This is a genomic window from Lacinutrix himadriensis, from assembly GCF_001418105.1.
In the GTDB taxonomy this organism is placed as follows: domain Bacteria; phylum Bacteroidota; class Bacteroidia; order Flavobacteriales; family Flavobacteriaceae; genus Oceanihabitans; species Oceanihabitans himadriense.
This window is the reverse complement of sequence record NZ_LIQI01000006.1, coordinates 204,559-217,519: the sequence shown is the minus strand read 5'-3', so window position 1 is coordinate 217,519 and position 12,961 is coordinate 204,559. Positions and strand designations below refer to the sequence as shown.

Sequence of the window (12,961 nt, the reverse complement as noted above, 5' to 3'; positions counted from 1 at the left end):
TTTTCTTAGTTTCTTAAAGGTTTACCTTTGGTTAACATGTGCTGAATACGTTCTAAAGTTTTACGTTCTGTACATAAACTTAAGAAAGCTTCACGCTCTAAATCCAATAAATATTGTTCTGTTACGCGAGTTGGTTCTGATAGATCTCCACCAGCCATTACGTAAGCTAATTTATTAGCGATTTTCATATCGTGTTCTGAAATGTAGTTAGAGTCTTCCATAGAGTCTGTTCCTACTAAAAACATTCCTAATGCTTGTTTACCAAGAACTAAAACGTCATCTCTTTTAACTGGTTGTGTGTAACCAGAATTAGACATTAACATAGCGTGTTGTTTAGCAACTGCTATTTGACGGTCTTTATTTACAACCACAACATCTTTTCCTTTTTGTAAAAGGTTTAGGTCGAAAGCTTCATAAGCAGAAGTCGATACTTTTGCCATACCAATAGTTAAGAAATGCTCTTGTAAAACGTTTAACTGTACGTCTCCTTTATGGAAAAGGTCTTGTGCTCTTAAAGCCATTTCTTTAGAACCACCACCACCAGGAATCACACCAACACCAAACTCTACAAGTCCCATGTATGTTTCTGCTGCTGCAACTACTTTATCTGCGTGTAAGGATAACTCACATCCACCACCTAAAGCCATTCCATGCGGAGCAGAGATAGTTGGGATAGAAGAATAACGCATACGCATCATAGAATCTTGGAAGTATTTAATAGCCATGTTAAGCTCATCATACTCTTGCTCTGCAGCCATCATGAAAATCATTCCAATGTTTGCACCAACAGAGAAGTTTGCTGCTTGGTTACCAACAACTAAACCAGCAAAATCTTTTTCAGCTAAATCAATAGCTTTATTTAATCCAGCCAAAACGTCTCCACCAATGGTGTTCATTTTAGATTGGAATTCTAAATTCAGGATTCCGTCTCCTAAATCTTCAACAACAACACCAGAATTCTTAAAGACTTCGGTTGTTTTTCGGATATTATCTAAGATTATAAAGGAATCTTGACCAGGAATTTTAGTTTGTTTTTTAGAAGGAATATCATAGAAATATGAAGCACCATCTTTTACTGTATAAAAGGAAGTGTTACCAGAGGCAACCATATCATTAACCCAAGCAGCAGGTTCTAAACCTTCGGCTTTCATTAATTCGATTCCTTTTTCTACGCCAATAGCATCCCAAATTTGGAATGGTCCGTGTTCCCAACCAAAACCAGCTTTCATTGCATCATCAATCTTGTAAAGCTCATCTGAAATTTCTGGAATACGATTCGATACGTAAGCAAATAATGCGGTGAAGCTTTTTCTGTAAAATTCACCTGCTTTATCTTTTCCTTTTACAAGTACTTTAAAGCGGTCAACAACCTTATCAATCGTTTTCGTTAATTCTAAAGTTGCAAATTTTGCACGTTTTGCAGAACGATATTCTAAAGTGTTTAAGTCAAGAGATAAAATTTCTTTTTTCCCTTCAGGAGAAACAGTTTTTTTATAAAAACCTTGTCCCGTTTTACTTCCTAACCATTTATTCTCCATCATGGTATTGATGAAATCTGGTAATTCAAATAAGGCTAAACGTTCGTCATTCGGACAGTTTTCTCTAATTCCGTTTGCAACGTGAACTAAAGTATCTAAACCAACAACATCTACGGTACGGAAGGTTGCCGATTTTGGACGACCAATTACTGGTCCAGATAATTTATCGACTTCTTCAATAGTTAAATCTAAATCTTTAACTGCGTGAAATAAACTTTGTATGCTGAAAATACCAACTCTGTTTCCTATAAAAGCAGGAGTATCTTTAGCAACTACCGAGGTTTTTCCTAAGAATTTTTCACCATATTCATTTAAAAACTCTAAAACAGAAGCATCTGTTTTTGGTCCAGGAATGATTTCAAATAATTTTAAGTAACGTGCAGGATTAAAGAAGTGCGTTCCGCAGAAATGCTTCTGGAAATCTTCACTACGACCTTCATTCATGAATTTTATTGGAATTCCTGAAGTATTCGACGTAATTAACGTTCCTGGAGTTCTGTATTTTTCAAGTTTTTCAAAAACTATTTTTTTAATGTCTAGTCTTTCTACTACAACTTCCATAATCCAATCTACATCTGCTACTTTAGCAATATCGTCTTCTAAGTTTCCTGTAGTGATACGACTTGCAAAAGCTTGGTTGTAAATAGGGGATGGTTTCGATTTTAAAGACGCCGTTAAAGCATCATTTACTAATCTGTTTCTTACGACTTTGTCTTCTAAAGTTAAACCTTTAGCTTTTTCTTTGTCGTTTAGTTCTCTAGGAACAATGTCTAATAATAATACATCTACACCAATATTGGCGAAGTGACAAGCGATACCGCTTCCCATAATTCCGGAACCAATAATCGCAACTTTTTTAATTCTACGTTTGCTCATGTTATTTTAAGGTATGTTCTTTTTTGTTGTATATTTTTTTGTTCGATATCATGTTATTAATGATTTCTGCTACTTTATGAAAACTCTCTAGTTCTTCAGCTGCTACGTTTGCTTTAATGGTTTCATTAAAGGTTAGTACTTTTTCTTTAGAGTAATTTCTTTTTTCTCTACCAAACTCGGTTAGAAAAATGAGTACGCCACGACCATCTTCGGGGTTCGGTTTACGTTCTATTAAGCCTCTTTCCTCCATGTTTTTTAATGTACGAGATAAGCTTGTAGCTTCCATTCCCATTTTTGGACCTAAAGAAGTAGACGGTGTACCATTTTCAGGATCTATGCTTAATAAAGCAAAACCTGTAGCCATTGTGCTATCAAACTTTGAAGCTTCTTCATTATACATTTTGGTTACAGCTAACCATGTGGTTCTTAACACATAATCTATTGTTGCATCTTTCATTTAGAAATTTTAGATTCCCAAATATACAAAAATATACTATGCGTGCATAATAAATTTGAAAAATATTGTGTAGAAATTAAAAAGCTCCTGTAGGATAGGAGCTTTTAGGTATTTAACTATAAATTTTATCGTAAAGATCTTGATGCATCTTTTTAATAACAATTCGTTTCATTTTCATGGTAGGAGTTAGGTGTCCGGAATCTATAGACCAAATTTCTGGAGTAAGTTCAAAACGTTTAATTTGTTCCCACTTTCCAAAGTGTTTGTTGTATTTATCTATTTCTTCCTGAATGCGATCAATTACCACTTGTGAAGTTGCAATTTCAGTATCCGATGTACCAATATCTAGTTTTTTGTGACTTATCCAATCTCTAATGAAATCAAAATTAGGTTGTATGATTGCTCCCGGCATTTTTTCTCCTTCACCAACGACCATGATTTGTTCTATGAAAAGGGATTGTTTCATTTCGTTCTCTAAAAGTGGCGGAATTACATATTTACCACCAGAGGTTTTAAACATTTCCTTTTTACGACCTGTAATTTTTAAAAAACCATCGGTATCAATTTCTCCTTTATCCCCGGTATGAAAAAAGTCTCCAGTCATTACTTCCTTCGTTTTTTCTGGGTCTTTATAATACCCCATCATAACGTTTGGTCCTTTCACTAGTATTTCGCCATCTTCGGCAATTTTCACTTCTACATTTTTAATTGGTTTCCCAACAGTACCAACTCTAAAATGGTGGTTAGCATACATTTCTACGGAAACAACTGGAGAAGTTTCAGTTAATCCGTAGCCTTGCATTACTTGCATTCCAGCAGCAGAAAACACTCTTGTTAATCTAGTTTGTAAGGCAGCACTACCAGAAACCATGGTGTGTAATTCACCTCCAAGTGCTTCTCGCCATTTGCTAAATATCAATTTGTTAGCAATTTTTAGTTTAAACTCGTACCATGCGCCATTTGCTCCATAAGGTTCCCATTGTTCACCTAAACGAACAGCCCAAAAGAAAAGTGCTTTTTTTATTCCAGATAAATCTTCAGCTTTTGCTATAATTTTATCATACACTTTTTCTAATAATCGTGGTACAACACTCATTAAGTTTGGCTTGATCTCTTTAGCGTTTTCGCCAATTTTATCTATGCCTTCCGCAAAGTATATAGTTGCTCCTGCGTATTGATATAGGTAAATTAGTACACGCTCAAATACATGACAAATAGGTAAAAAGCTCAGTATTCTATTTTCTTCCGAATTTATAAAAGGCAGGCGATCTGAAGCATCCAAAGCGTTGCTAGTAATGTTATTATGAGAGAGCATAACTCCTTTTGGTTTTCCTGTGGTACCCGAAGTGTATATAATGGTTGCTAAATCGGTAGGAAGCACAGCGTCTTTACGGGCTTGTACTTCTTTTTGATTGCTTTCGTCTTTACCTAGTTCTAATAATTCTGAAAAATGTTTACATCCTTCTATATCATCAAAGGAGTATACTTCTTTTAGTTTTGTATTTGCTTGTACTTGACGTACTTTTTTTAAAACATCTGCATCAGATACAAAACAGTAAGTTGCTTCACTATGGTTTAAGACATATTCATAATCTTCGGCACAAATAGTTGGGTAGATAGGAATGTTTTGCGCTCCAGTTTGTAAAATACCAATATCCATGATATTCCATTCGGTTCTATTGGTAGTAGAGATTAATGCAATTTTATCATTCTTTTGAACTCCCATTTTTAACAAAGCTCTACTAATAGCATTAGCTTTATCAACATATTCTTTAGTAGAAGTCGCTACCCATTTTCCATCTTTTTTAGTTACTAGTGCAGCATCTAAATTATATTTTTCGAGTTGATAATATGGAAAATCAAAAAGTCTAGTAATATTTGTCATTAGGAAATTTTAGTTAGAAGACTTGCAAAGTATGAAATTAATAATTGTTTTCAAATTACAAAATCAAAAAGGAACCATAAAAATTATAGTTCCTTTAAAAATTTACTGATTAAATAGACGATAATTTATCATTCGCAATAAAAAATTATAGAATCCCTAAATAACTAACTAAACTGATATTAGAATGACTCGCTTATTCCATATAAAAGTAGGGTATAAGGGGAAAAAAGTATTGTAAATTAACGTAAACTTTGATTTTTTAATATTTTTTTTATAAAAACATTATCTTTTTTAAAAAAGGAAGTAGGAGATTCATTCATGAATAATTTAAAATCTTTATTAAAATGCGATGAATCGTAGTAGTTATACATATATAAAAGGTCTTTTATATCTATCTCATTATTTTCGTATTTTTTTAAAAGTTTAATAAATCTAAAGGAGCGAATATATTTTCCAGGAGTAATACCAACAATTTTTTTGAACTGTGTTTCTAGTGTTTTTTGAGATATTTTAGTTTCAAATAAAATTCTATCTATGTTAATTAATCCTTCACTATCCCGAATTAAATCAATTGCTTTATCTATAAGTATTGTGTTTTGGTTAATGGTTAGCGGCGTTTCGTTTAATAATTGCTCTAAATCATTAACAGCGCTTTGTGGTGTTTGATAATTTTGGAATATTATATTTAGTTTTTCAGAAAACGGGATACTAATATCTTGTAGCGGGATATGTTTATTTTTTATTTTAGAAACATCTATATTTAAAAGTTTATGAAGTGCTGTTGGATGTAAAGTACAGCCGAAGGAAGAACCAAATTCGGTAGAGACAAATTTATAAGATTGATAAAAGATACCACTTAGTGTTAATTTATTTAATGGTATTTCTTTGTTTTTTACTATTGCTTTTTGGCCAGGAGTAAAAATATAAGTTATGGCTGTATTGCCAATTGGTAAAATTCTGGATTCAAAAGGTATGGCGCTTTCTTTTAATATAAGCTCATAGTATTCTTCCACTAAAGGATTAGTGTTTTCGTTTTTAAAATATGTTAATTGCATTAAATGTGGTTATGAACAACTTAATTATTATATATCTTTTTTATCGAAAATTTTAATTTTTAGGGTTGTTCAAATATTATGGTAAGTGGTAAAAACATTTTTATGCTCTAAAGCATTTTAGGAAATGTTAAGATACGAAATTAGTTATAATTCATTAAATGTACTTGTAAAATATCGTAATAATAGTTCTTTTATTACATCTAAACATGCTTTTTCCTCCATTCACCTTCAGGTAATTACAAGTTTTTTTAACAAGACGAAACCTTTTTAATTATTTAAACCATTCGATTAAAAGTAAAATACTCCATATTTGGCATGTTGTATTCCTTTTCGTCAAGCGGAAGATTGTGTTTTCTTTTACAAACGAAATATAAACTCCTAAAGTACCAGTTTCATGTTTTGGTAAAATCACCAAATTATTATTTCTTTTTCTAACGGAAGCAAAATCATTTTTGGGAGCAATAGAATCTTTTATATTATACTTATAAAGTAATTAATAAGGAAAGCTAAAACAGCAATATTATGTATTTTTGTAGTGTATTAAATACCAATTATGATTAAAAAGCATGTAAAGAAGCTTTCTTTTAGTTTAATAATACTATGTCATTTGGGCTTTTTAGCTGCCATTTTATTTGAAAAACAGAATAACATTTTTATTTCTGGATTTGTGATTTTGGCATTAATATTACTTCTAATTACTTACAAAAAAACACCATTAAGTGCTGGAAACCATAGTCTAGAACATGTATTGACCATTGCATTTGTTTTTTTTGGAGCTATTGTGACTTATATTTTATCCGTTTCCTTTGGTTTGAGTAATGTTTTATCTGCAGGTTTGGTAGGTTTGGTAGTTAGTTTTATACCTAATTTTTTTAAGAAGAATACTTTTATTCAAGGAATGCCAACCGCTGTTTATTGTGGTGCTTTTGTTGGAATGACTAATATTAGCATTGCTCATGGTTATATATTTATCACGCTTGCAAGTACCATTACAGGTTTATTATTAATTGGTACTAAAGATGCTTTTCATGGTGTTGGAGGCAAGTTAGGTACGCTAGCTTTTGGAGGTGTTGCTCTTGCTTTTTTTATTACATTTTTAGTTTCGGAATGGGTATGACACATTGGATATTGTTTTTGGCAGGAGGTCTTTCTTCTATAATCACTTTTGTTTTACAAGTAAACTTTAAACAAGGAGCTGTGCGAGCATCTGCATTAGTTGGCGTTTTGGTTGGAGTATTCGTTTTAGTATTCCCTAATTTGTTATCACCTTATTTAACCGAAAATTTACCATTAGTTTGTTTCGGAGCTTCCTTTATTGGGATGGTTTCTTCTAAAGTACTTTCCAACTATTTTTTAATTGGAATATCCGGAATGGTATTCACTTTTATCTTTTTAAATACCAGTTCTTACTTTGAAGGTTTTGGTGGCGGATTAGGTTCTGCAGCGTGTATCGCGCTTTTAGTAACTTTAAGTTTTCCTATATTACGTAAGAAAAGAGGGATAAGTAATGGTTTGATACAGCTTAGAGACCAGATGCGATCTAGGATTAAAAATAGAAAATAAAAAGTTTTTTTGTTAATAGGAAGCGAAAAAAAAGCGATTTAAGATAAATTTCTTAAACCGCTTAATTCTATAATAAGAATATATTTTTATTTGTTTTCAATCCAATTTTTAGCATTCACAAAAGCTTCTAACCAAGGCGAAACTTCATCCTTTCTGTTTTCTGGGTAATTTGCCCAGTTCCATTGAAAAGTAGAACGCTCAATATGTGGCATCGTTACTAAATGTCTTCCTGTTTTATCACAAAGCATTGCGGTGTTAAAATCGGAACCATTTGGGTTATGCGGATATGCTGCATAGCCATATTTTGCAACAATGTTGTATTGGTTTTCGTCAAGCGGAAGATTAAATTTTCCTTCGCCATGAGAAATCCAAACCCCTAAAGTAGCACCTTCTAAAGAAGAAAGCATTACCGAATTATTCTTTTGAATAGCTACGGAAGTAAAAGAACTCTCATGTTTATGAGAATCGTTATACGTTAGTTTTCCATGTGTTTCATGCTCCGGATTAATTAAATCTAATTCCATCCAAAGTTGTGCGCCATTACAAATACCAACAGATAATGTATCTTCTCGTTTAAAGAAGTTTTTTAAAGCAGTATTTGCTTTTTCGTTGTATTTAAATGCGCCTGCCCAACCTTTTGCCGAACCTAAAACATCCGAATTAGAGAAACCACCAACAGCACCAATAAACTGAATATCTTCCAATGTTTCACGACCAGAAATTAAATCGGTCATGTGCACATCTTTCACATCAAAACCAGCTAAATACATTGCATTTGCCATTTCGCGTTCGGAGTTTGATCCTTTTTCACGAATGATGGCTGCTTTAGGCTTCTCGATACGATTCGTTTTAGACGAATTACTCGAAGTGATATCTTTTAACTTTCCAGTGAAGTGTTTTGGAAATGTAAATTGTAAAGGTTGCTTTTTATAATTATCAAATCGATCTTGTGCTAAACCGTTAGCTGTTTGTTTTTGGTCGAGTAGGAAAGAGGTCTTGTACCAAACATCTCGTAATCTAGAAATGGTTAATGTGAACACTTCCGCATTATTAATAATACTTAGTGTATCACTTTCTGTAACTTTTCCTATGTTGAAAAATTCAATATTTGCATCTTTTAATACTTTTTCTACAGAAGCATCCGATGATTGAAAAACAATTCCTGCATTTTCAGAAAAAAGAAGTTTTATAGAATCTTTTTCCCCTAAATCCGTTAAATCTAATTCCGCACCAAGATTGGTATCTGCAAAACATAATTCTAATAAAGTAGTAACTAATCCACCAGAAGCAACATCATGTCCTGCAACAATTTTGTCGTCTTTAATTAATTGCTGTATGGTATTAAAAGTATTCTTTAATTGTGCAGCATCTTTAATGGTAGGCGTTTCATTTCCTACTTTATTTAATACTTGCGCAAAAGAACTTCCTCCTAATTTAAATGCGTCTTGAGAGATGTTTATATAATAAATGTTTCCTGCATTTTTCTTTAAAACAGGTTCTACTACTTTAGTAATATTGTTACAATTTCCGGCTGCCGAAATAATTACGGTTCCTGGAGAAATAACATCTTCTGTAGGATATTTTTGCTTCATAGAAAGGGAATCCTTTCCTGTTGGAACATTGATTCCTAAATCGATAGCAAATTCTGAAATAGCTTCTACCGCTTCATAAAGTCTAGCATCTTCACCTTCATTTTTACAAGGCCACATCCAGTTTGCAGATAATGAAATAGAATGTAAGCCATCTTTTAAAGGTGCCCAAATAATATTAGTAAGCGATTCTGCAATAGCATTTCTACTTCCTGCTGTAGGACTAATTAATCCAGAAATAGGAGCGTGGCCAACCGAAGTTGCAATACCTTCTTTTCCTTTATAATCTAAGGCCATTACACCACAATTATTAAGCGGTAATTGTAAGGGGCCTGCACATTGTTGTTTGGCAACTTTACCACCAACACAACGGTCTACTTTGTTGGTTAGCCAATCTTTACAAGCAACAGCTTCTAACTGTAAAACTTGGTCTAGATAGTTTAATATATTATCAGAATCATAGGTAATAGCATCATAATTTCTATGTACCGTTTTGTCTGTCATGATTGTTTTTGGCGAACTACCAAACATATCTTCTAAAGCTAAATCCATTGGTTTTTCTCCAGTAGTTTTAGACTCAAAAGTAAAACGATCGTTTGCAGTTACCTCACCAACCGTGTACATTGGTGAACGTTCACGTGCGGCAATTTTACTTAGCGTATCTAAATGTTTTTCGGCAATTACTAATCCCATTCTTTCTTGAGACTCATTACCAATAATTTCTTTTGCAGAAAGTGTTGGATCTCCAACAGGCAATTTATCTAAGTCGATGTTTCCACCAGTATCTTCTACTAATTCGGATAGGCAATTTAAATGTCCTCCAGCACCATGATCGTGAATAGAAACTATAAAATTTTCTTCACTTTCTACCATACCACGAACGGCGTTGGCAGCACGTTTTTGCATTTCTGGATTAGAACGTTGTACTGCGTTAAGCTCGATACCAGAAGCAAATTCTCCTGTATCTGCACTTGAAACAGCAGCGCCACCCATTCCTATTCTGTAGTTTTCACCACCAAGAATAACAATTTTATCTCCTTTTTTAGGCGTGTCTTTTAAAGCTTGTTCTGCTTTACCATAGCCAATTCCTCCAGCTTGCATGATGACTTTATCGAAACCAAGTTTGCGTGCATCTTCTTCATGCTCGAAAGTTAAGACTGAACCGCAGATAAGTGGTTGTCCAAATTTGTTTCCAAAGTCGGAAGCACCATTACTCGCTTTGATTAAAATATCCATTGGTGTTTGATATAGCCACGGACGTTCTTGCATTTTTTGTTCCCAAGGACGTGCATCTTCTAATCTAGAATATGAAGTCATGTAAACTGCTGTTCCTGCTAATGGTAAAGAACCTTTTCCTCCAGCAAGTCTATCTCTAATTTCTCCTCCAGAACCAGTTGCAGCCCCGTTAAAAGGCTCTACTGTTGTTGGGAAATTATGTGTTTCAGCTTTTATAGATATTACAGAATTGAAATCTGTAGTCTGATAAAAGTCTGGTTTATCTGCTGTTTTAGGAGCAAATTGTTCTACTCTTGGTCCTTTTATAAAAGCTACATTATCTTTATAAGCGGAAACAATATCGTTAGGAAATTGTTTTGAAGTTTCTTTAATTAATTTGAATAATGACGTTGGTTTTTCTTCGCCATCGATAATAAAAGTTCCGTTGAAGATTTTATGACGACAGTGTTCTGAGTTTACTTGAGAGAATCCGAATACTTCAGAATCTGTAAGTGGTCTTCCAATTTTCTTGGAAACACCTTCAAGATATGTAACTTCTTCTTCATTTAAAGCTAAACCTTCTTGTTGATTATACGCAGCAATATCTTCGATATTAAGAATTGCTTCTGGTTGTATGTCTATAGTAAACGAATCTTGATGGATTCCTTTATATTTTTCAGAAATCATAGGATCGAATGCATCAAATGCTTCCGTAGAAGCTTGAAATTCTTCTATTCTAATAATATCTGTAATTCCCATGTTTTGGGTAATTTCAACAGCATTAGTACTCCAAGGTGTTATCATAGCAGCTCGTGGACCAACAAAAAAAGCATCTAAAGATGCTTGTTCTATTTTGGGCTGGTTGCCAAATAACCATGTCAGTTTTGAAATGGTTTCGGTTGATAATTCTTTTGTTGCTTGAACAGCAAGTATTTTACTGTTTTGGTTTCCGAAGAAATGAATCATTATATCGTGGTTTGAGTGTTGTTTTTTAAAGAAACAAATTTAGGTTTTTTAGTTAGAATTTTTCAGTAAAAGGTATACTTAATTTTCGTTCTTTAGAAAAAGAATCTATTCTAGCCACTTAAAACTGTTTGCTATTTTTCTACCGGCTTCTAAATCTATATTGTAGCAATATACCGTTACTTCGTATGCTAATCCCAATTCCTTATTAATAAAAGCAATAACATAAACAGGAGTATTTGTTTCTTCGTATTGATCATAAGCAATTACATAAAAAGCACTTTCTATATGTGGTAAGAAAGCCCCGGTTTTAATATCTTTTAATCCCAATAATTTAGCGGTTGTATGGGCACCATCTTTTTGAGATTTTATAAAGGTGGGAGACTGTTCTGTTATTGGAGTTATTTCAATATCTACGGCTAAGTTACTGTTTTCGTAACCCAATACCGTTTCTGCTTCGGTTTCGTATTGTTCTAATACTTCTGGCGAGGTAAAGCTATTTTATATTTATCTGACTTGACATTGTACTGCGCGTTTATTGTAGTATATGCTAAAAGTAAAATAATGGAAGTCATAATTTGTTTCATCTATATCTTATTTAAAGTTGGTTAAATATATAAAATCTAATGAAACAAAAAAAGCGACTCCAATTGGAATCGCTTTAGAAATATATAGTCTAACAAATGTTTATGACTTGATTAGTTTTTTTGTGGTGCTACCTGTAGCAGAATTAAATCTCACTAAGTATAAACCTTTTGACAATCCAGAAATATTTAATTTATTCTGACTTGGAGTAATGTTTTGCATCTTAATTCTCTTACCTAAAACATCGTAAACTTCTACAGAAAGATTTTCTTTAGCTACTATAGTAATTGTATTTCCATTAGAAGGGTTAGGGTACATTTTAATTGCGTCTACCGTTTCAAAATCATCTACAGAAAGAATACTAGACCAAATAGCTTGCACGTATTCTGGATGATTAATAAACGGGTTTGCATTCCCTTGATATGCATAAGCAGCATTGTTTCTATCTATTTCTCTTTGACTTACGCCGTCTTGAAGGTGCCAAGAATACAATAAGTTTACATACCAAGTTTCGTAAAACTGATTAGATGTACCGTTTAATGGGTTATTATCAACGCTATGTGATGACCAACCAGAATCGTTCCAATTGTCTTCATATCTAACCGCAAAATATAATAACATTCTAGCGATGTCTCCTTTAAACTCATCAATAGGTTCAAAAACAATCCCAGTATAACCAGGAGAAATAGAATTACCTAATTTAGATCCGTTTTCTGTTGGGTTATCAATGTTACTTTGACTTACTAAATTGGTGCCTACTTCACCAAAAGGGTAATTATTTCTAAAACCATTAACTCTTCCATCTGTAGGTACTACATGATGAATATCTCCTCGCATTGGATTTTTCTGATCAAAAAATCCTTGTGGGAAAAGATGTTCTCTATTATAACAATCACCTTCATCGGAATAATTTCCACATGCTTGTCCTGGAGCAGAACCACCATTGGTGTCATGTTGAAAGTTATACGGATCTGTAGCATCTGGATTTTCAGAATACATATCTAATACCGAATTATCATTTTCGTAATACGAATCGTTATCGGACGTTTGATAAGCGACATACAAACTATTTGTATATCCGTGATCTACGTGACCATTAGTAATAATAGTTTTTAATTGTGTTTTTAAAGTATAACCAGTTCCAGTTGCATCATCATAATAATCTGAAGGTATCTGAGCCGAAACTGTAATAGTTACTAATAGTAATAATAGGGAGTAAAATTGTTTCATTCTAT

Annotated in this window: 9 protein-coding genes; 2 read left to right on the top strand and 7 right to left on the bottom strand. The window is 33.1% G+C overall.

Features of this window, described 5'->3' with window-relative positions; translation table 11 throughout:
* Nucleotides 1–5 precede the first annotated feature (5 nt).
* The 4 genes from AMD28_RS01405 to AMD28_RS01390 all read right to left on the bottom strand — a co-directional run bounded on the left by AMD28_RS01405 (nt 6) and on the right by AMD28_RS01390 (nt 5,811).
* On the bottom strand, nt 6–2,414 hold the full coding sequence (locus AMD28_RS01405; protein WP_055442373.1) for a 3-hydroxyacyl-CoA dehydrogenase/enoyl-CoA hydratase family protein: 2,409 nt from the start codon (nt 2,412–2,414) through the stop codon (nt 6–8).
* Nucleotide 2,415: 1 nt separating this feature from the next.
* The gene (locus AMD28_RS01400; RefSeq protein ID WP_055442372.1) at nt 2,416–2,871 is read right to left on the bottom strand and encodes a MarR family winged helix-turn-helix transcriptional regulator; all 456 of its coding nucleotides are present in this window, start codon (nt 2,869–2,871) and stop codon (nt 2,416–2,418) included.
* Between the two features lie 112 nt (nt 2,872–2,983).
* A complete protein-coding gene (locus tag AMD28_RS01395; protein ID WP_055442371.1) occupies nt 2,984–4,756 on the bottom strand; it encodes an AMP-dependent synthetase/ligase in 1,773 nt (590 codons plus the stop codon).
* 239 nt (nt 4,757–4,995) lie between these two features.
* Nucleotides 4,996–5,811 (bottom strand): helix-turn-helix domain-containing protein, encoded by an 816-nt coding sequence (locus AMD28_RS01390; RefSeq protein WP_055442370.1) that lies wholly within the window; start codon nt 5,809–5,811, stop codon nt 4,996–4,998.
* 553 nt (nt 5,812–6,364) lie between these two features.
* Between AMD28_RS01390 and AMD28_RS01385 the strand changes: the two genes are divergently transcribed.
* Together AMD28_RS01385 and AMD28_RS01380 are read left to right on the top strand one after the other, a co-directional pair.
* Nucleotides 6,365–6,928, top strand: coding sequence for a hypothetical protein (locus AMD28_RS01385; protein ID WP_055442369.1), 564 nt, complete (start codon nt 6,365–6,367; stop codon nt 6,926–6,928).
* Nucleotides 6,925–7,374, top strand: a complete 450-nt coding sequence (locus tag AMD28_RS01380; RefSeq protein WP_241492413.1) for a hypothetical protein — start codon at nt 6,925–6,927, stop codon at nt 7,372–7,374. The genes AMD28_RS01385 and AMD28_RS01380 overlap by 4 nt, the downstream gene beginning before the upstream one ends.
* 86 nt (nt 7,375–7,460) lie before the next feature.
* Here AMD28_RS01380 and purL read toward each other — a convergent pair whose 3' ends face one another.
* From purL to AMD28_RS01365, 3 genes are all read right to left on the bottom strand, one after another.
* Nucleotides 7,461–11,144 (bottom strand): phosphoribosylformylglycinamidine synthase, encoded by a 3,684-nt coding sequence (purL, locus tag AMD28_RS01375; protein ID WP_055442367.1) that lies wholly within the window; start codon nt 11,142–11,144, stop codon nt 7,461–7,463.
* 105 nt (nt 11,145–11,249) lie between these two features.
* Nucleotides 11,250–11,585 (bottom strand): hypothetical protein, encoded by a 336-nt coding sequence (locus tag AMD28_RS01370; RefSeq protein WP_055442366.1) that lies wholly within the window; start codon nt 11,583–11,585, stop codon nt 11,250–11,252.
* 243 nt (nt 11,586–11,828) lie between these two features.
* Nucleotides 11,829–12,956 (bottom strand): endonuclease, encoded by a 1,128-nt coding sequence (locus tag AMD28_RS01365; protein ID WP_083478211.1) that lies wholly within the window; start codon nt 12,954–12,956, stop codon nt 11,829–11,831.
* Nucleotides 12,957–12,961: the final 5 nt, after the last annotated feature.